The sequence below is a fragment of the Ralstonia sp. ASV6 genome, from assembly GCF_016429285.1.
GTDB lineage: Bacteria > Pseudomonadota > Gammaproteobacteria > Burkholderiales > Burkholderiaceae > Ralstonia > Ralstonia flaminis.
In genome coordinates this window covers 1-18,416 of record NZ_JAELUI010000110.1, presented here as the reverse complement: position 1 = coordinate 18,416, position 18,416 = coordinate 1, and the positions used below count along the sequence as shown (strand labels likewise).

Here is an 18,416-nt window from a genome sequence, read left to right as displayed (position 1 = left end):
TCGCTACACCACGCACGATCCGTTGACCAGCCAGCCATGGCCACCCTTGCCCGATGTGTTGGTGCGCCTCGCACACCGTGCTGCCGCTGAAGCGGGCTTCCCCAGCTTCACGCCTGACGCCTGTCTCATCAACCGCTACGTGCCCGGCTCACGGCTGTCACTCCATCAGGATCGCGATGAGCAGGACTACGGCGCGCCCATCGTCTCGGTGTCGCTCGGCATGCCGGCGATGTTCCTGTGGGGCGGCCACAAGCGCGCAGACAAGACGCAGCGCGTACCGCTCTTTCATGGTGACGTCGTTGTGTGGGGCGGGTCGGACCGCCTGCGCTATCACGGCGTGGCCCCGCTCAAGGAGCATGCGCATCCGCTGCTGGGCACGCAACGCATCAACCTCACCTTCCGCAAAGCGGGCTGACCGCATTGGCCACCACATGACCATCGCCGCCGATCTGTCTGACGATGCTTACACGCGTGCTGCAGATTTCCTTTCGTCGCTGGACGACGACTGGGCGCGCCATGTCGCAGCAATTGGCCCGTGTCGCCACGCCGCCAAACCTGCACGCGAACCTTACGAGGCACTCGTGCGTGCCATCGCCTATCAGCAACTGCACGCCAAGGCGGGCGACGCCATCCTTGGCCGATTCCTGGCGCTCTACCCTGGCGTGGGCTTTCCCTCCCCGACGCAACTGCTGGCCACCGATGCGGCAACACAGCGCAGCTGCGGTTTTTCGGCCACCAAACTGGCGACGATTCGCGGCATTGCACAAGCCACACTCGACGGTTTAGTACCCACGCGCGATACGGCACTCGCCATGTCGGACGACGCGCTCATCGAGCGGCTTGTCACCCTGCGCGGTGTCGGCCGCTGGACGGTCGAGATGCTGCTGATCTATACGTTGGAACGCTCCGACATCCTGCCCGCCGACGACTTCGGCGTGCGCGAAGGCTACCGGCGCCTCAAGCGCCTTGAAACCGCCCCCACCCGCAAACAGATGGCAGACATCGGCGGTGCGTGGAGCCCCTACCGCACAATTGCCGCGTGGTACCTCTGGCGGACGCCAACAAAGTGACCCACTCGCGGCGCCGAATTTGACCGCAAGACGCGGAGTGTTCCTGCCGGGGCACGCGCCTACAGTACAAGCATTGATTTCTGGAACCTGACGCCATGACCAACCTGCCGCTCTCCGTCGAAGACGACCCGCGCTGGGCCCGTGTGCTCGCGCGCGATGCCTCCGCCGACGGCCAGTTCGTCTATGCCGTGAAGACGACCGGTGTGTACTGCCAGCCCAGCAGCCCATCGCGCCTGCCGCGCCCGGAGAACGTGGAGTTTTTCGACACCGCCGCTGACGCCGAGGCCGCCGGCTACCGCCCGAGCCGCCGCGCCAGCCCTGACCAGACTACCGCACGCGCGCAGCAGAGCGCATTGGTCGCGGCCGCCTGCCGCCGCATCGAAGCATCGGACACACCGCCCTCGCTCGACGTGCTCGCCCAGGACGCCGGGCTGAGCACGTATCACTTCCATCGGCTGTTCAAGAGCGTGACCGGCCTGACACCCAAGGCCTATGCCGATGCCCACCGGGCACGCAAGCTGCGCGCGCAGCTCGGGCGTGGCAGCTCCGTCACCGAAGCCATCTATGACGCCGGCTTCAACGCCAGCAGCCGCTTCTACGAGGCCTCCGACCACGTGCTCGGCATGACCGCCAGCCGTTACCGCGCGGGCGGACCACAGACGACGATCCGTTTTGCCGTGGGCGAATGCTCGCTCGGCTCAATCCTGGTAGCACAGAGCGACCGCGGCATCTGCGCGATCCTGATGGGCGACGACCCGGACGCTCTCGTGCGCGATCTGCAGGACACATTTCCGAAAGCCGAGTTGATTGGCGGCGACGCCGGCTTTGAGGATTTGGTCGCCAAGGTGGTAGGCCTGATCGAAGTGCCCTCGCTTGGTCTGGATCTGCCCTTGGATGTGCGCGGCACAGCCTTTCAGGAGCGCGTGTGGCAGGCGTTGCGCGAAGTACCGCCCGGCAGCAAGACCAGCTACACGGAGATTGCCGAGCGCATCGGCTCGCCCAAAGCGGTGCGCGCGGTGGCGCAGGCATGCGCGGCCAACCATATCGCCGTGGCCATTCCGTGCCATCGCGTGATCCGCCGAGACGGCAATACTTCCGGCTATCGCTGGGGCGTGGAGCGCAAGCGTGCGCTGCTGGAGCGCGAAGCGCATGCCGAAGCCCTGCCCGTGGCGTGAACACCTGGACGCTGCTGGGCGCAGGCGGCCAGCCCTATGAGAGCACCGTGCCCGGTACGCTAGGCGGGCATCGGCGCGCGCGCATCTACGGCCGGCTCGATTGCCGTGCGGCCCGCCAGGCTATCGCGCGGGGCGGCTATGTCCGGCATCGTGTGTTCTTCCTGAACGAAGCCGACGCGCGTGCTGCCGGATATCGCCCCTGCGCGGTCTGCATGCCACAGGCATACGCAGCGTGGAAAAGATCAATGCATTCCGGGTAAAGTCGCGGTCTTATCTTCGAACCCACGCCCCGCGCGCCATGATCAAACCCCTGTTTCTTGCCGTGCTCGCCGCCGTTGCGCTGGTGGGCTGCGGCCGTTCCGACGACGCACAGAAGTCCGCGGCGCAGGCACCCGCCCCGGCCTCTGCTCCCGTCGCAGCACCCGCGAGCGCACCTGCAGCGTCCGCCGCCAGCACCCCCGAGCTCAGTGAAGCCGAGCAAGCCAAGGCCGCAAACATCGCCCGCGCCGCCATCGAGAAGTACAAGCTGACAAGCCTCTCGCCCGAATGCCTGTCGTTCATGGCCGGGCTGGAAGACGACACGCACTACAACGTCGAAGTGCTGGAAAACCACACGCCGGCTTGCGGCGGCGATCCGAACACCGCGCCGCACGTGGTCACGCTGCTGATCGACAAGAACACCGGCGCGCTGCAGAAAGACGACCCGGCAAACGGCGATTACGTGCCGCTGAAGTAAGCCGCTCGCCAGCGCCACGCATAAAAAAACCGCCGAGGTTATCGGCGGTTTTTTGTTGGGCGCGAACTTCGCGTCAGACCATCAGACCACAATCGTCTGCGCTTCGCCAGCCTGGCGGGCACGGATTTCGCCGATCTGGTAGACCGTCTCGCCCGCGTCCTTCAGGTGGGCGATGGCCGCCGGTGCATCGGCAGCCGACACGATCACGACCATGCCGATGCCGCAGTTGAACACGCGGTGCATCTCGTCGTCGGCCACGTTGCCAGCCTTCTGCAGCCACTGGAACAGCGGCGGCAGCGTCCAGGCATCCTTGTGCAGCACAGCGGTGAGGTTGTCTTGCAGCACGCGCGGCACGTTTTCGGTCAGACCACCACCGGTGATATGGGCCATGCCCTTGACGTTCAGCTTTTCGATCAGCGACAGCAGCGGCTTCACGTAGATGCGCGTCGGCGCCATGATGGCGTCCTGCAGGCGCTGGCCGTGGAAGTCGGCGTTCAGGTCCGGGCGCGACACTTCAATGATCTTGCGCACCAGCGAGTAGCCGTTCGAATGTGCACCCGACGAGGCCAGGCCCAGCACCACATCGCCCTCGGCAATGGTGGTGCCGTCGATGATCTTGCGCTTTTCGACCGCGCCAACGGCAAAGCCGGCCAAGTCGTATTCGCCGTCCGGATACATGCTCGGCATTTCGGCGGTTTCGCCGCCAATCAGCGCGCAGCCAGCCAGTTCGCAGCCCTGGGCGATGCCCTGGACCACGGTGGCGGCGGTGTCGACGTCGAGCTTGCCGCAGGCGAAGTAGTCGAGGAAGAACAGCGGCTCGGCGCCCTGCACCAGGATGTCGTTCACGCTCATGGCAACCAGATCCTGGCCGACCGTGTCGTGGCGGTTCAGTGCAAAGGCCAGCTTGAGCTTGGTGCCCACGCCGTCGGTGCCGGACACCAGCACCGGCTCCTGGTACTTCTTGGACAGCTCGAACAGCGCGCCGAAGCCGCCGATGCCGCCCAGCACGCCTTCGCGCATGGTGCGCTTGGCAAACGGCTTGATGCGGTCCACCAGGGCGTCACCCGCCTCAATGTCGACGCCTGCGTCACGGTAAGACAGGCCTGCGGATGGGGTTTCGGAAGCGCTCATACTGACGTCTGAATAGGAAAAAACCGGTAAGGAAGGCAAGACGGCGGCGGGAAGTCACAAAAATCGGACCCGCCGGTCCAGTAAAATCGCGATTTTACCGGATGCGGCCCTCCCGATGGCCGCTTTTCGGCTCCGCCCACCCACTTCAAGAACCGTCGCCGCCCATGAACGCCCCGTTGCTGTCGCAGGAGACCAAGCGCACGCTCGCCTGGATTGCTGTGGCGATCGTCTTTTTTGCGCTGCTCAAGCTGCTGGCACCGACGCTCACGCCGTTCCTGTTCGCGTTCATCCTGTCGTACATCCTGCACCCGGGCGTGGAATGGCTGCAGCGCCACCGGGTGCCGCGGGCGCTGGGCGTATTCCTGATGATCCTGTTGCTGACGGTGATTGGCGTGGCGCTCACGCTGCTGGTGCTGGCCGTGCTGCAAAAGGAGATTCCCGCCATCCGCGAGCAGTTGCCCGGCATGCTGGCCAAGCTCAATGCGGCGGTCTCGCCCAAGCTGGCCGAGATGGGCGTGCAGGTGCGCCTCGACTTTCCCGGCCTGCGCAAGCTGTTGACCGAGCAGCTCGCCTCCGGCCCGGAAGACGTGATGTCCACGGCGCTGAACACCCTGCGCGTGTCGGGCTCGGCAGCGCTGCAAGTGCTGGCAACGGCCTTCCTCGTGCCGATCGTGATGTTCTACCTGCTGATGGACTGGAACATGCTGATGCGCCGGATCGAAACGGCCGTACCGCGCCGGTGGCTCGCCAAAACACGCGAACTGGCCAGCGAGACCGACGGCCTGCTCTCTCAATACCTGCGCGGGCAGATCATCGTAATGCTGGTGCTGGCGGTGTACTACTCGTCGAGCCTGGCGCTGGCCGGCTTTGACGTGGCGCTGCCGGTCGGCATCTTCACGGGCCTGGCGGTGTTCATCCCCTACATCGGCTTTGGCATTGGCCTGACGTTGGCCGTCCTTGCTGCGCTGTTGCAGTTCGGCAACCTGTACGGTTTGCTGGCAGTGGCTGTGGTTTACGGCATCGGTCAGGTGCTCGAAGGCTTCTATCTGACGCCGCGCCTGGTCGGCGAGCGCATTGGCCTGCACCCGCTGGCCGTCATCCTCGCCTTGCTGGCTTTTGGCCAATTGTTCGGATTTTTCGGTATCCTGCTGGCCCTGCCGATCAGTGCTGTGCTACTGGTCGGTTTGCGGCAGATCCGGCTGCTCTACCTGGACAGCAGGCTCTACCGCGAATAAGCCAACTGCGACTCACCCACTGCCTTACCGCTTGTTTCACGCCTCATGGCCCAACCAGAACAGCTACCGCTCGAACTCGGCGCGCCCCCCGCTCCGACCTTCGACAACTTCGTCGCCGCTGGCAACGAAGAGGCGTTGCTGCGCCTGCGCGCCCTGGTTCCGCAAGTGGTGGACGGCACCGCCACCGACCGCCTCGTCTACCTGTGGGGTGAAGAAGGCAGCGGCCGCAGCCACCTGTTGCAGGCCATCTGTGCCCAGGCCGAGGCCGGCGGCTACGAAGTCCGCACGCTTGAGCCGGACGCGCCGGCCGAAGCCTATGACTTTGACCCGGACGTCACTGTCTGGACTATCGACGACGCCGAGCACCTGGACGAATGGGCGCAGATTGCCGTGTTCAATCTCGTCAATGAAGTGCGCGCGCACCCCCATGCCGCCATCGCCATCGCCGGGGCAGCTGCTCCCATGTCGATGCCGTTGCGTGAAGACTTGCGCACTCGCCTGGGTTGGGGCCTGGTCTACTGGCTGCGCCCGTTGTCCGATGCCGACAAGGTTGAAGCCCTGCGCCACGCTGCTCGAGAGCGTGGCATGCAGCTGTCCGCCGACGTTCCACAGTGGCTTGTGACGCACTCCTACCGCGACATGCCGAGCCTGATGGCCCTGCTGGACGCCCTCGACACCTATTCGCTCGCCCGCAAGCGCGCCGTCACGCTGCCGCTTGTGCGCGACATGCTCGCGTTAATGAAGTGAATCGTGGGGCCTGCGCGGCTGGTAACGTAACCTTCGGGTAAAATCGCCGCCCATGAATCTGGCCCTCTTTGACCTCGATCACACCCTCATCCCCACCGACAGCGACCACGAGTGGGGGCGTTTCCTCATCCGCCGCGGCGTGGTGGATGAAGCCGAATACCAGCGCAAGAACGACCAGTTCTATGCCGACTACAAAGCCGGCACGCTGGATATCCAAGCCTTCCTGCGCTTTGCCCTGGCACCGCTGGCCGCGCATTCGCGCGACACGCTGGCTCAGTGGCATGCGGAATTCATGCACGACGTGATCCGCCCGAAGATCACCCCGCAGGCGCAGGCGCTGGTCTACAAGCATCTGGATGCCGGTGACCTCTGCTGTGTGGTCACCGCCACCAACAGCTTCGTCACCCGCCCGATCGCCCAGGCGTTCGGTATCGAACACCTGATCGCCACCGAACCCGCCACCACCGACGGCGCTCCTGACAGCGCCTTCACCGGCGACGTGGCCGGCACGCCAAGCTTCCGTGAAGGCAAGGTCGTACGCGTGCATGACTGGCTGGCCGACATGGGCCGCGGCTGGAAAGATTTCGAGCACAGCACGTTCTACAGCGATTCGGCCAACGACGTGCCGCTGCTGGAAGAAGTGACAGACCCCGTCGCCACCAATCCGGACGACACGCTGCGCAACCTCGCAGCTTCGCGCAATTGGCGCATCATGGATCTTTTCTAAGCTGAGCGCGGCGTGATCAAGAAACTCATCAATCGCCTGCTGGGCAAGACCGCTGCAGAACCCGCATCGAGCAACCCGGCCACCGAGCCAGGAACGCCTCCCGCCAGGAAAGCCCGCGCCCCCAGGGCGCCCAAAGCGACCAAGGCGCGCGGTAAATCCACTGGTGGTGTACCGCGCCAGGCACGCGTGTGGAACGTGGAAGAGCACGGCATCGACCTGAAGCTGCTCTCGCGCAACGCGGTCAAGGTCACCTCCACGCTGCAGGAAGCGGGCTATGACGCCTTCATCGTGGGCGGCGCGGTGCGCGACCTGCTGCTGGGCATCAAGCCGAAGGATTTTGACGTTGCGACCAACGCCACGCCCGACCAGGTACAGGCGCTGTTCCGCCGCTCGCGCATCATCGGCCGGCGCTTCCAGATCGTGCACGTAACGTTCTACGGCGGGCGCGATCAGGAAATCATTGAAGTCTCAACCTTCCGCGCGCTGGTTGACGCCGTGGAAAGTGAGCAGGTGCCCGCCGGCAAGCGCGTCAAGCGCACCGATCTGGACCACCACACGCACGCCGTCGATGCCAGCGGCCGCGTACTGCGTGACAACGTCTGGGGCACCCAGGCCGAAGACGCCACCCGCCGCGACTTCACCGTCAACGCGATGTACTACAACCCCGCCGACGAAACCGTGCATGACTACCATCACGGCATGGAAGACATGCGCGAACGCACGCTGCGCATGATCGGCGACCCGCTCACCCGCTACCGCGAAGACCCCGTGCGCATGCTGCGCGTGGTGCGCTTTGCGGCCAAGACCGGCTTCGACATCGACCCCGACACGCGCGCGCCGATCGCCGAGCTTGGCCCGCTGATCCACAACGTGCCGGCCGCCCGCCTGTTCGACGAGATGCTCAAGCTGCTGATGTCAGGCCATGCCTGGGCATCGCTGCAGGAGCTGCGCAAGGCGGGCCTGCACCGCGGCCTGCTGCCGCTGCTGGACGTGGCACTGGAGCAACCGATGGGCCAGCGCTTCGTACAGCTCGCGCTCGACAACACAGATGAACGCGTGAAGGCCGGCAAGCCGGTCTCACCGGGCTTCCTGTTTGCCTCGCTGCTGTGGCACCACGTGGTCGAGCACTGGAACCGCCGTCGCGCCGCCGGTGAGCCGTTGATCCCCGCGCTGCATACCGCCATGGACGAAGTGCTCGACCGCCAGACCGAGCAACTCGCCATCCAGCGCCGCTTCACGGCTGACATGAAAGAAATCTGGAGCATGCAGCCGCGCTTTGAAAAGCGCTCGGGCCGCATGCCGTATCGCTTGTTGGAATCGCCGCGCTTCCGCGCTGGGTATGACTTCCTCGTCCTGCGCTGCGCCTCGGGCGAACTGCCGCAGGAACTCGCCGATTGGTGGACCGACTTCCAGAATGGCGACAGCGAGACCCGCGAAGCCCTGTTGGCCCAGGCCAAGCAGGCGCCGAACAAAGCGGGAGCGGGCAACACGGGCGCGACAAGCGGCGGCTCCACGGGCCCGGCCAAGCGCCGTCGCCGCCGACGCGGTCCGCCAAAATCGGATACAGTCGGTCACGTCAGTCCGGAAGGCTCGGAGGGAACGTGAAGACAGTGGCGTACATCGGCATCGGCGCCAACCTGGGCGACGCTCGCCAGGCTGTGAAAGACGCCGTGGTCTGCCTTGCGCAGCAGGTCGGTATCACCATCACCGGCAAATCCAGCCTGTACCGCAGCGCGCCCGTCGATGCCAGCGGCGACGATTACATCAACGCGGTGGTGCGCCTCGATACGCATTTCACGGCGGGCCAACTGCTCCGCATCTGTCACCACATCGAAGACCAGTTCGGCCGCGAGCGCCCGTTCCGCAACGCACCGCGCACGCTGGACCTGGACCTGCTGCTCTACGGTGACCACGTCCTCACCTCGCCCGAGCTGACCGTACCGCACCCGCGTGTGGGCCAGCGCGCCTTCACACTGCTGCCGCTGCATGAACTGGCGCCTGATCTCGTCATCCCGGGCATCGGCGCCGTGGCCGACCTGCTGCCTGGCGTGGCCGACCAGCGCATCGAGAAAACTACGATGTGCCAATGCATGCGCGCCAAGCAGCCTGCCGCCTAACTCTGCATTTCGTATTACCGCCTGTTGATGGCACTTGATCATCTGCGCCGTATCGTTGTTGAAGGGCCCATTGGCGTGGGCAAAACCACGCTGGCTCAGCGCCTGGCCGATCACCTGCGTGCGGCCACGCTGTTCGAGGCGCCGGCTGAAAACCCCTTCCTCGCCCGCTTCTACGCTGAACCCGCGCGCTATGCGCTGCCGGTGCAGCTGCGCTTCCTGCTGCAACGCGCCGAGCGGCTCGCCGCATGGCACAAGGCCACACTCGCCGGCGAGCGCATCGTGGCAGACAGCTTTCTGCCACGCGACCGCCTCTTCGCTCAGCTCACGCTGCCGGCTGACGAACTCGCGCTGTACGACGCGATGGCGAAAGCGCTGGCGCTGCCCCAGCAACGCATCGATCTGGTGATCTGCCTGCAGGCCCGTGCCGAAGACCTGCTGCCGCGTATTGCCAAGCGTGCCGTTCCTTACGAAACGGGCATCGATGCCGACTACCTTGAACGCATCTGCGCCGCGTACGGCGAGCTGTTTCTGTATTACGATGCCGCACCGACGCTGATCGTCGATACCGCTGCCTTCGACCCCGCAGGCAACGACGACGATTTCCGCACCTTGCTTGCCCGCATCGACGCGATGCGCGGTCCCAAGGAATTCATCAAGCTGGCAACGCGCTAGCCGACGCGCCGCATGGTCTGCGCGGGCTCGCGCGATGTCCCATTGAGCACCAGTCCATGAGCTATCTCCAGGAATCGAACCGCAAGGCCGTCACGGTGACTTCACTGCAGGCCATGCGCGCCGCGGGCGAACGCATCGCCATGCTGACGGCCTACGACGCCAGCTTCGCCGCCCTGATGGACCGCAACGGCGCCGATGTACTGCTCGTCGGTGATTCGCTCGGCAACGTGGTGCAAGGTCAAAAGACCACGCTGCCGGTCACGCTGGACCACATCGTCTATCACACCGAATGCGTGTCGCGCGGCATCGACAAGGCACTGCTGATGTCGGACCTGCCCTTCGGCACCTACGGCACGCCCGAACAAGCCTTCCACAGCGCCGTGCGTGTGATGCAGGCCGGTGCGCAAATGGTCAAGCTCGAGGGCGGCGTGTGGCTCGCACCCACCATCAAGTTCCTGATCGAGCGCAGCATTCCGGTATGCGCGCACATCGGCCTGACGCCGCAATCGGTGCATGCCTTTGGCGGCTTCAAGGTGCAGGGCCGTGGCGACGAGGCTGCGGCGCAGCTCAAGGCCGATGCACTGGCCGCACAGGATGCGGGCGCGCAGATCGTCCTCATGGAAGCCGTGCCCGCCGCGCTGGCCGGCGAGGTGACTCGCCTGCTGAATGTCCCGACCATCGGTATCGGCGCGGGGCTGGAGTGCTCGGGCCAGGTGCTCGTCATGCACGACATGCTGGGCGTGTTCCCCGGCCACCGCCCCAAATTCGTGCGCAACTTCATGGACGGGCAGACCACCATCGACGGCGCGGTCGCGGCCTACGTGGCCGCCGTCAAGGATGGCACGTTCCCCGGCCCGGAACACACGTTCGCCTAAGCGACCCGCGGATGGAAATCTGGTCGGCTACCGTCGACGCGTTCGCCCTGCTCGCCAGCGGCGATGCAGCGTTGTGGACGATCGTCTGGGTATCGTTGAAGGTGGCGATTGCCGGGCTGTTACTGGCGGCTCCGCCCGGTCTTCTCATCGCTTACGCCATCGCCATGCACCGCTTTGCCGGGCGTCGCGCACTGGTGGTGCTGGCGCAGGCCTCGCTGTCGTTTCCGACCGTGCTGATCGGTCTGCTGCTGTATCTGCTGCTCTCGCGCCAAGGGCCGCTCGGGGGTTTCGGGTTGCTATTCACGCAGGGCGGGATGATCCTCGGTCAAGCGGTGCTGGGGCTGCCGGTCATTGTCGCGTTTGCGCTGACAACGCTTGAACGCGCTGATCCACGCCTGGCGGAGACAGCGCATGTGCTCGGCGCAGGACGCGTGCACCTGCTGCTGACGGTGTTTCGTGAACTCCGCTTCGGCCTGATGGCGGCCGTGGTGGCAGGCTTCGGTCGGGTCATCGCAGAGGTCGGCTCCGCACTGATGGTGGGCGGCAATATCGAGGGTGTCACGCGCACCATGACCACGGCGATTGCGCTGGAAACCAGCAAGGGTGAGTTCGCGCAAGGCATTGCGTTGGGTATCGTGCTGATCGCGCTGGCGCTGCTCGTCAACCTTGTGCTGGCGTGGCTGCAGGGCGCCGGCAATTATCGGCGGGACCCAGCATGAGCGCGCCCTCGCAACCGATGATGGTGTTCGAGCGCCTGCGCTGCCAGCACGGCACGCGCATGCTGTTCGATATCCCGCGTCTGGCACTCTCGGCAGGCAACGCGATTGTCATTACCGGCGCCAATGGCGTCGGCAAGACAACGCTGCTACGCATGCTGGCGGGGCTCGCACCGGCTGCTGGCGCGACGGTCGACCTGGGCCGTGGACCACAACCGCTGTCGCCCTACCCAACCGATCTGCGCACGCGGCTCACGTATGTGCACCAGCATCCGTACCTGTTCCGCACATCCGTTCGGGCCAACCTCGGCTATGGGCTAACCACTGGAGCACACCGCGTGCCGCGCGCGGAACTGGCAGGGCGCATCGACGAAGCCATCCGTTGGGCCGGGCTGCAGCACGTGGTGGATGTGCCGCCCGAGCGCCTGTCCGGCGGCGAGACGCAGCGCCTGGCGCTGGCCCGCGCTCACGCACTGCGCACCGATGTGCTGCTGCTCGATGAACCGACGTCGAACCTGGATGGCACCGCACGCGAACAGGTCATTGCGCTGGTGGGCGAGTTGGCCGCAGAAGGCCGCGCGCTGCTGATGGTGTGCCACGACCGCGAGCTCATCAACCTGCCCGGCGTGGCGCGCTGGAAACTAGAGAACGTCGACGGTCAGGGGCGGCTCGAAATACGCGGGCACCACGCCACGTAGGGCGTTGCATACAGCAATGGCCTCGGCACGGGCAACGTCGGCGCGCGTCAACGCGCGCTCCCGCAACGGCGCACCCAACCAAGGTGTTGCGTCTTCCAGCAGCACGGCACGCATCACGCCCGGCAAGACACCCGACGACAGCGGCGGCGTCCACCACGCGCCATCCAGCTTGACCAGTACGGTACTGCGCCCGCCTTCGGCCAATGTGCCGTCCGCGTTGAAGAACACGGCATCGAACGCGCCTTCGCGTTCAGCCGCCTGCCAGGCGGCGTCGTAGCCTGCGCGCAAGGTGGTCTTGTGCATCGGCAGGCTGTGCGTGACCTCGCGCGATTGCGCAGCGACCAGCAAGCGCGCCGGCGCATCCCAGGTTGCGGGCAGAGGCGGCAGCGGTGCCGCCGTAACGGTGGCAGCACCGTCCGGCGCAAGCGACAGGCGCACGCGGTAAAGGCCCTCGCTTTCCAGTGACGCGCACACACGCGCAACATCGTCTGACAGCGCGGTTCGATCGAGCGGAAAACCAAATGCATTTGCCGAGTGAGCCAATCGACCGAGATGCCGATCCAGCAGCGGCACACCTTCGCGCGTAGCGCGCATGGTCTCGAACAGCGACAACGCCGGATCCAGGGCCGTGACAAAGCGCGCCTTCAACTGGCATTCCGCATATTCCTCGTCAGCTACGCTGTCGTGCACGATGCCTGAGCCGATACCGAGTTCGCCTTTTCGCAGGCCATCGCTGCCGGGCGCACTCAGCACCAGCGTGCGGATCGCCACCGAGAAGCACGCATCGCCCATCGCACGATCGTCGGCAGGCGCATCGACCCAGCCAATGGCGCCGGTATAAAGACCGCGCGGCTCAGGCTCCAGTGCATCGATGATTTCCATGGTCCGCCGTTTGGGTGCACCGGTAATCGAGCCGCACGGAAACAGCGCGCGAAGACAATCGGCGAGGCCGGTTGCGGGCGGAATCTCCGCCTCCACGGTGGACGTCATCTGCAGCACGCTGCCGAACGGCGTCACCTCGAACAGCGCCGGCACGCGCACCGAGCCGGGGCGCGCGAGGCGCCCCAGGTCGTTGCGCAACAGGTCGACGATCATCAGGTTTTCGGCACGGTTCTTCTCATCAGCAGCCAACGCGATGGCGCGGGTCGCGTCAACTTCGGCGTCGCCGGTGGCGGGTGCCGTGCCCTTCATCGGCCGTGCGACGAGCTGGCCCGCATGGTGCGAGAAGAACAGTTCCGGCGAGCACGACAGGATCGCCCCACCCTCCGGCAGCCCAATGAACGCGCCGTACGGCACCGGTTGGCGTGCACGCAGGCGGCGATACAACGCCCCCGGCGCGCCAAACGCCGTCATGCGCAGGCGGTAGGTGTAATTGACTTCGTAGGTGTCGCCCGCCGCGATCCAGTCGTGGATGCGGTCAATGGCGTGGGTGTAGGCGGCATGATCAACACTGGCGGCACAGTCGAACAGACCGGCCGCGCCCGTCACTTCGGGCCACGCGTCGAACAGCGCGTCAACCTCGGCCGGCGACAGCACCTGCAGCGAGCGGAACAGCAGCACGCGCAGACGGCCGTCATGGCCAGGCAATGCAGAGGAAACCTCGATGGAAGTGGGCAAGCCGACCAACGGCCCGCCAAACTCGTACGGCGCAATGATCAGCGCATGCAACCCCTCGCGCCATGCAGCACGAAGATCGTCGTCCAGACCATCGAGTACGCCGGCCGGCCGGAAGAACTCACCGGCGTAATCGGTGTACCAGCGCGAACACGGCACGCCGCCCGAGGTGGCATCGTCCAGCAGCGCGAACGGCGCGCCGGCTTGCGGCAACTGCATGACGATGTCCCCCGGTTACTGCGGTAACGCTGTGCTTACGACGAGAAGAAGTTCTTCACTTTGTCCATCCACGTTTGCTCTTGCGGGCTGTGCCGCGAGCCGCCTTCGTGCACGGACTTGTCGAACTGCTTGAGCAGATCCTTCTGATGCTCCGTCAGCTTGACCGGTGTCTCAATGTTGATGTGCACATAGAGATCGCCCGCGTAGCCCGAACGCACGCCCTTGATGCCCTTGCCGCGCAGGCGGAACGTCTTGCCGGCCTGCGTACCTTCAGGCACCGGAAACGCCACGCGGCCGCCCAGCGTCGGCACCTCGATGTCGCCACCGATGGCCGCCGTTGCAAACGAGATCGGCATCTGGCAATGCAGGTCATCACCGTCGCGCTCGAACACCGGGTGCGGCTTGATGTGGATCTCCACATACAGGTCCCCTGGCGGGCCGCCGTTGATGCCCGGCTCGCCGTTGCCCGAGGAGCGGATGCGCATGCCCTCGTCAATGCCGGCCGGAATCTTCACTTCCAGCGTCTTCTGGCTCTTCAGCTTGCCCTGGCCGTGGCACTTGGTACACGGCTTGGGGATGTACTTGCCGCTGCCGTGGCACTTCGGGCAGGTCTGCTGCATCGTGAAGAAGCCCTGCGACACACGCACCTGGCCAGCGCCATGGCAGGTCGGGCAGGTCTCGACGCTGGAGCCGGGCTCGGCGCCCTTGCCGTGACAGTGGTCGCACTCGTCCCAGTGGGGCACGCGGATCTGCGTGTCGTAGCCGTGCGCGGCCTGCTCCAGCGTGATCTCCATGCTGTAGCGCAGGTCTGCGCCGCGGTACATCTGCGGGCCACCGCCGCGACGGCCACCCTGGCCCTGTGCTTGGCCAAAGATGTCGCCAAAGATGTCGCCGAAGGCCTCGGCAAAGCCGCCACCAAAGCCGGCGCCGCCCGCGCCGAATCCACCCGCCATGTTGGGGTCGACACCGGCGTGGCCGTACTGGTCGTACGCGGCCTTTTTCTCAGCGTCGGAGAGCATCTCGTAGGCCTCTTTGGCCTCCTTGAACTTCTCTTCCGCTTCCTTGCTGTCCGGATTGCGGTCCGGGTGGTACTTCATCGCGAGCTTGCGATAGGCCTTCTTGATCTCGTCGTCGCTCGCGTTTTTGCCCACCCCGAGCACTTCGTAGTAATCACGTTTTGCCATAGTGGCTGAACTCGTCGCCTGTTTTTACTGCGTGTCGAATAGCAAAAAAGCCGAGCGTGGCATCAGGTGCGCTCTGCACAACCCGATGGCCACTGCCCGGCGGTCCCTCACGTCCGCCGTGGCGGACTTGGGGCTTACTTCTTGTCGTTCACTTCCTTGAACTCGGCGTCGACGACGTTATCGTCGTGCGGTGCGCCTTGCCCAGCGTGAGCACCTGCGCCTGCCTGGGCACCGGCGGCTTGTTCAGCACCACCGGCCTCGCCCTTGGCCTGCATGTCGGCGTAGACCTTCTCGCCCAGCTTCTGCGAGGCAGTGGCCAGCGCTTCGGTCTTGGCGTCGATCGCGGCCTTGTCGGTGCCCTTCAGGGCTTCTTCAAGTTCCTTGATCGCGGCTTCGATCTTGTCCTTCTCGCCAGCTTCCAGCTTGTCGCCGTACTCGCCCAGTGCCTTCTTGGTCGAGTGCACCAGTGCTTCGCCCTGGTTACGGGAGTCGACCAGTTCGCGCAGCTTCTTGTCTTCCTCGGCGTTGGCCTCGGCGTCCTTCACCATGCGCTCGATCTCGGCTTCCGACAGGCCGGAGCTTGCCTTGATCGTGATCTTGTTTTCCTTGCCGGTCGCCTTGTCCTTGGCGCCCACATGCAGAATGCCGTTGGCGTCGATGTCGAACGACACTTCAATCTGCGGCGTGCCGCGCGGTGCCGGCGGAATGCCTTCGAGGTTGAATTCGCCCAGCATCTTGTTGCCGGAGGCCATCTCGCGCTCGCCCTGGTAGACCTTGATCGTCACGGCCGGCTGATTGTCGTCGGCGGTCGAGAAAGTCTGCGAGAACTTGGTCGGGATGGTCGTGTTCTTGCCGATCATCTTGGTCATCACGCCACCCAGCGTTTCGATGCCCAGCGACAGCGGCGTCACGTCCAGCAGCAGCACGTCGGTACGGTCACCGCCCAGCACCTGACCCTGGATGGCGGCGCCCACGGCAACGGCCTCGTCCGGGTTCACGTCCTTGCGGGCTTCCTTGCCGAAGAATTCCTTCACCTTCTCCTGCACCTTCGGCATACGGGTCATGCCGCCGACCAGGATCACGTCATGGATGTCCGACACCTTCACGCCGGCATCCTTGATGGCGGTGCGGCACGGATCGATCGTACGGGCGATCAGGTCTTCGACCAGCGCTTCGAGCTTGGCGCGCGTGATCTTCAGGTTCAAGTGCTTCGGGCCCGAGGCGTCCGCCGTGATGTACGGCAGGTTGATCTCGGTCTGTTGCGTGCTGGAGAGCTCGATCTTGGCCTTTTCCGCCGCTTCCTTCAGGCGTTGCAGCGCGAGCACGTCCTTCGACAGGTCAACGCCCTGCTCTTTCTTGAACTCGCCGATGATGTAATCGATGATGCGCTGGTCGAAGTCTTCGCCGCCCAGGAACGTATCGCCGTTGGTCGACAGCACTTCGAACTGCTTCTCGCCGTCCACATCGGCAATCTCGATGATCGAGATGTCGAACGTGCCGCCGCCCAGGTCATACACAGCGATCTTGCGGTCGCCCTTCTCGTTCTTGTCCAGGCCGAATGCCAGCGCAGCCGCAGTCGGCTCGTTGATGATGCGCTTGACGTCCAGGCCGGCGATGCGGCCAGCGTCCTTGGTGGCTTGGCGCTGCGAATCGTTGAAGTACGCCGGCACCGTGATCACGGCTTCGGTCACTTCCTCGCCCAGGTAGTCCTCGGCGGTTTTCTTCATCTTGCGCAGGGTTTCAGCCGAGATTTGCGGCGGGGCCAGCTTCTGGCCGCGCACTTCCACCCAGGCGTCGCCGTTGTCTGCCTTGACGATGGAATACGGCATCAGGCCGATGTCCTTCTGGACTTCCTTCTCTTCAAACTTGCGGCCGATCAGGCGCTTGACGGCGTACAGCGTGTTCTTCGGGTTGGTCACGGCCTGGCGCTTGGCCGGGGCGCCGACCAGGATCTCGCCATCTTCCATGTAGGCGATGATCGACGGGGTAGTGCGAGCGCCTTCGGCGTTCTCGATCACCTTGGGGGTGTTGCCCTCCATGATGGAGACGCAACTGTTGGTGGTACCCAGGTCGATACCGATGATTTTGCCCATGGTCTTACTCCTCGAATTTGGTGTCAGGACTGCACTGAATACAAACTTGGATCGGATGTGGGAGTGCCGCCCGGCTTTTCAAGGCCGATTTTTGAAAAGTTGAGCATTTTGGCCGGTTTTTCTCGGGAAAGCACCCGAAAGCATGCCCTCCCGGGCAGAAACCAAGCGTTTGCGAGGTCTGAAGGGTGGCCAACCGGGCCGAAAAGGTCGCGATGGTACCCTTGCGCACATTGCCACTCGCCGGGTATCTCACCCGGCCACTCGTCCCCGATGCGTTTGCCCCCATTCCGATCCGTTCTGGGCGCAGCCGTGCTTGCCGCCTGCGCTTCACCCCCAGCCGATGCCGCCGTCGCCCTGCTCCAGCCCGCGCGCCGCGTCGACGCCACCCAGCCTTTCACGCTCACACTCGTCATCTCGGGCGATGCGGCCCAACGTAGCTATGTCGTGCCCGCTAGGTTGCGCGTGACGGCCACCGCCGATCTGCAGGGCTCAGTTGAGGTGACGTTGAATCGACATAGCGCAGGCGCGGAGACGCTGCACTTGCGCCCGGGTCAGGTTCGCACCATCACCTACAGTGGCACGCTGCCCGAGGCGCTACGCGGCGCCGTGCGCATCGACGTACCGGAGCTGGACGCCGCGCCCGTGCTGGTCACCCTGGTGCGTGGCGCTGACGCCCCACAGATCGCCGCTGAAGGGGCGCCGGCCGGCGCCGCCCGCAACGCCGCTGCAGACGCCACCCGCCCGGGCGGCGCATTGGGCACGAACCCGAGCGCAGCGACCGTCGGCGCCAACGCCACGCCACCTGCCACGGTGGCAGTGGCCGGTACCGGCGAAGCGCCCCGCCCGCCGGAGGAAACCGCTCGACTGACCTTCCACGAGCCCATGTTCGCGGCGCTAGGGGCGCACGAGGGCCTGAACATGAAGTTCCAGTTGAGCTTCAAATTTCGCATTTTCCAGCCGGAGAACCCGGCATCGACAGCGCTGCTGGACAACCTGTACTTCGGCTACACGCAGTTTTCGCTGTGGGATCTGGGCAAGGAATCCGCGCCGTTCCGCGACACGAACTATCGGCCGAGCCTGTTCTACTACCGGCCTGATACTGGCATCCAGGGCGGCGCACTCTCGCGCCTCTCATTCGCGGGCGGCATTGAGCATGAGTCGAACGGCCGCGACGGGGACGCCTCACGTGCCATCAACACTGTGTTCGTGCGCCCGACCTTCCACTTTGGTGATCTGACCGACTATCACTGGAAATTCGAGCCCAAGCTGTACGCCTACCTCACGCGCAGCGGCAACACCGACATCGCGAACTACCGCGGTTTTGGAGATTTCCGTGTGTCGTATGGTGCGCCCAATGGCTGGGAATTGGCCGCCACGCTGCGCAAGGGCATGCGCAAAGGCTACGGC

19 protein-coding genes are annotated in these 18,416 nt (G+C 65.1%); 15 read left to right on the top strand and 4 right to left on the bottom strand.

All coding sequences use genetic code 11. The features are described 5' to 3' along the window. The 5 genes from JHD73_RS19960 to JHD73_RS19940 form a co-directional block, all read left to right on the top strand. Positions 1–415, top strand: a 415-nt coding sequence (locus JHD73_RS19960; RefSeq protein ID WP_199031968.1) for an alpha-ketoglutarate-dependent dioxygenase AlkB, incomplete at its 5' end; no start/stop codon positions are given. Between the two features lie 16 nt (positions 416–431). After that, positions 432–1,070: a DNA-3-methyladenine glycosylase gene (locus tag JHD73_RS19955; protein ID WP_199031967.1), complete on the top strand. Its 639-nt coding sequence runs from the start codon at positions 432–434 to the stop codon at positions 1,068–1,070. 95 nt (positions 1,071–1,165) lie between these two features. After that, entirely contained in the window at positions 1,166–2,245 is a 1,080-nt protein-coding gene (gene ada, locus JHD73_RS19950; RefSeq protein WP_199031966.1) for a bifunctional DNA-binding transcriptional regulator/O6-methylguanine-DNA methyltransferase Ada, read from the top strand. After that, positions 2,242–2,505, top strand: a complete 264-nt coding sequence (locus JHD73_RS19945; protein WP_199031965.1) for an Ada metal-binding domain-containing protein — start codon at positions 2,242–2,244, stop codon at positions 2,503–2,505. The genes ada and JHD73_RS19945 overlap by 4 nt, the downstream gene beginning before the upstream one ends. 38 nt (positions 2,506–2,543) lie before the next feature. After that, positions 2,544–2,981 carry a hypothetical protein gene (locus tag JHD73_RS19940; RefSeq protein WP_199031964.1) on the top strand — a complete coding sequence of 146 codons (438 nt, stop codon included), beginning with the start codon at positions 2,544–2,546 and terminating at the stop codon, positions 2,979–2,981. Positions 2,982–3,062: 81 nt separating this feature from the next. Here the strand turns inward: JHD73_RS19940 and purM are convergent, their stop codons facing one another. Continuing rightward, a complete protein-coding gene (purM, locus tag JHD73_RS19935) occupies positions 3,063–4,112 on the bottom strand; it encodes a phosphoribosylformylglycinamidine cyclo-ligase (RefSeq protein WP_199031963.1) in 1,050 nt (349 codons plus the stop codon). A 164-nt stretch (positions 4,113–4,276) separates the two neighbouring features. Here purM and JHD73_RS19930 point away from each other — a divergent pair, with 164 nt between their 5' ends. Genes JHD73_RS19930 through JHD73_RS19890 form a run of 9 tightly spaced genes read left to right on the top strand, consistent with a single transcriptional unit; the run spans position 4,277 to position 11,899 of the window. Further along, positions 4,277–5,347: an AI-2E family transporter gene (locus JHD73_RS19930; RefSeq protein WP_199031962.1), complete on the top strand. Its 1,071-nt coding sequence runs from the start codon at positions 4,277–4,279 to the stop codon at positions 5,345–5,347. 45 nt (positions 5,348–5,392) lie between these two features. Beyond that, complete coding sequence (gene hda, locus JHD73_RS19925) at positions 5,393–6,094, top strand: DnaA regulatory inactivator Hda (protein ID WP_199031961.1); 702 nt, start codon at positions 5,393–5,395, stop codon at positions 6,092–6,094. A gap of 52 nt (positions 6,095–6,146) precedes the next feature. Next, the gene (locus JHD73_RS19920) at positions 6,147–6,821 is read left to right on the top strand and encodes an HAD family phosphatase (protein WP_199031960.1); all 675 of its coding nucleotides are present in this window, start codon (positions 6,147–6,149) and stop codon (positions 6,819–6,821) included. A 12-nt stretch (positions 6,822–6,833) separates the two neighbouring features. Beyond that, entirely contained in the window at positions 6,834–8,426 is a 1,593-nt protein-coding gene (gene pcnB, locus JHD73_RS19915; RefSeq protein WP_199031959.1) for a polynucleotide adenylyltransferase PcnB, read from the top strand. Continuing rightward, entirely contained in the window at positions 8,423–8,938 is a 516-nt protein-coding gene (gene folK, locus JHD73_RS19910) for a 2-amino-4-hydroxy-6-hydroxymethyldihydropteridine diphosphokinase (RefSeq protein ID WP_048935021.1), read from the top strand. The genes pcnB and folK overlap by 4 nt, the downstream gene beginning before the upstream one ends. A gap of 27 nt (positions 8,939–8,965) precedes the next feature. Beyond that, complete coding sequence (locus tag JHD73_RS19905) at positions 8,966–9,610, top strand: deoxynucleoside kinase (RefSeq protein WP_199031958.1); 645 nt, start codon at positions 8,966–8,968, stop codon at positions 9,608–9,610. 56 nt (positions 9,611–9,666) lie between these two features. Then, positions 9,667–10,485, top strand: a complete 819-nt coding sequence (panB, locus tag JHD73_RS19900) for a 3-methyl-2-oxobutanoate hydroxymethyltransferase (protein ID WP_199031957.1) — start codon at positions 9,667–9,669, stop codon at positions 10,483–10,485. Positions 10,486–10,496: 11 nt separating this feature from the next. Beyond that, entirely contained in the window at positions 10,497–11,204 is a 708-nt protein-coding gene (locus JHD73_RS19895) for an ABC transporter permease (RefSeq protein ID WP_199031956.1), read from the top strand. Next, positions 11,201–11,899, top strand: a complete 699-nt coding sequence (locus JHD73_RS19890; protein ID WP_199031955.1) for an ATP-binding cassette domain-containing protein — start codon at positions 11,201–11,203, stop codon at positions 11,897–11,899. Before JHD73_RS19895 ends, JHD73_RS19890 begins: the two co-directional genes overlap by 4 nt. Here the strand turns inward: JHD73_RS19890 and JHD73_RS19885 are convergent. The 3 genes from JHD73_RS19885 to dnaK all read right to left on the bottom strand — a co-directional run bounded on the left by JHD73_RS19885 (position 11,843) and on the right by dnaK (position 17,009). Next, positions 11,843–13,732, bottom strand: a complete 1,890-nt coding sequence (locus JHD73_RS19885; protein ID WP_199031954.1) for a bifunctional chorismate-binding protein/class IV aminotransferase — start codon at positions 13,730–13,732, stop codon at positions 11,843–11,845. The genes JHD73_RS19890 and JHD73_RS19885 overlap by 57 nt on opposite strands. A gap of 35 nt (positions 13,733–13,767) precedes the next feature. Continuing rightward, positions 13,768–14,916, bottom strand: coding sequence for a molecular chaperone DnaJ (dnaJ, locus tag JHD73_RS19880; RefSeq protein WP_199031953.1), 1,149 nt, complete (start codon positions 14,914–14,916; stop codon positions 13,768–13,770). Between the two features lie 134 nt (positions 14,917–15,050). After that, the gene (gene dnaK, locus JHD73_RS19875) at positions 15,051–17,009 is read right to left on the bottom strand and encodes a molecular chaperone DnaK (RefSeq protein ID WP_199031952.1); all 1,959 of its coding nucleotides are present in this window, start codon (positions 17,007–17,009) and stop codon (positions 15,051–15,053) included. Positions 17,010–17,318: 309 nt separating this feature from the next. On the opposite strand from dnaK, the gene JHD73_RS19870 reads away from it, so the two are divergent. Further along, a partial coding sequence (locus JHD73_RS19870) for a phospholipase A (protein WP_368735550.1) occupies positions 17,319–18,416 on the top strand: 1,098 nt, incomplete at its 3' end.

Excerpts from the sequence above, each read along its gene's own strand:
- JHD73_RS19955 (WP_199031967.1), top strand. The coding sequence starts at position 432 with ATGACCATCGCCGCCGATCTGTCTGACGATGCTTACACGCGTGCTGCA.
- ada (WP_199031966.1), top strand. The coding sequence starts at position 1,166 with ATGACCAACCTGCCGCTCTCCGTCGAAGACGACCCGCGCTGGGCCCGT.
- JHD73_RS19940 (WP_199031964.1), top strand. The coding sequence starts at position 2,544 with ATGATCAAACCCCTGTTTCTTGCCGTGCTCGCCGCCGTTGCGCTGGTG.
- purM (WP_199031963.1), bottom strand. The coding sequence starts at position 4,112 with ATGAGCGCTTCCGAAACCCCATCCGCAGGCCTGTCTTACCGTGACGCA.
- JHD73_RS19930 (WP_199031962.1), top strand. The coding sequence starts at position 4,277 with ATGAACGCCCCGTTGCTGTCGCAGGAGACCAAGCGCACGCTCGCCTGG.
- hda (WP_199031961.1), top strand. The coding sequence starts at position 5,393 with ATGGCCCAACCAGAACAGCTACCGCTCGAACTCGGCGCGCCCCCCGCT.
- JHD73_RS19920 (WP_199031960.1), top strand. The coding sequence starts at position 6,147 with ATGAATCTGGCCCTCTTTGACCTCGATCACACCCTCATCCCCACCGAC.
- JHD73_RS19905 (WP_199031958.1), top strand. The coding sequence starts at position 8,966 with ATGGCACTTGATCATCTGCGCCGTATCGTTGTTGAAGGGCCCATTGGC.
- panB (WP_199031957.1), top strand. The coding sequence starts at position 9,667 with ATGAGCTATCTCCAGGAATCGAACCGCAAGGCCGTCACGGTGACTTCA.
- JHD73_RS19895 (WP_199031956.1), top strand. The coding sequence starts at position 10,497 with ATGGAAATCTGGTCGGCTACCGTCGACGCGTTCGCCCTGCTCGCCAGC.
- JHD73_RS19890 (WP_199031955.1), top strand. The coding sequence starts at position 11,201 with ATGAGCGCGCCCTCGCAACCGATGATGGTGTTCGAGCGCCTGCGCTGC.
- JHD73_RS19885 (WP_199031954.1), bottom strand. The coding sequence starts at position 13,732 with ATGCAGTTGCCGCAAGCCGGCGCGCCGTTCGCGCTGCTGGACGATGCC.
- dnaJ (WP_199031953.1), bottom strand. The coding sequence starts at position 14,916 with ATGGCAAAACGTGATTACTACGAAGTGCTCGGGGTGGGCAAAAACGCG.
- dnaK (WP_199031952.1), bottom strand. The coding sequence starts at position 17,009 with ATGGGCAAAATCATCGGTATCGACCTGGGTACCACCAACAGTTGCGTC.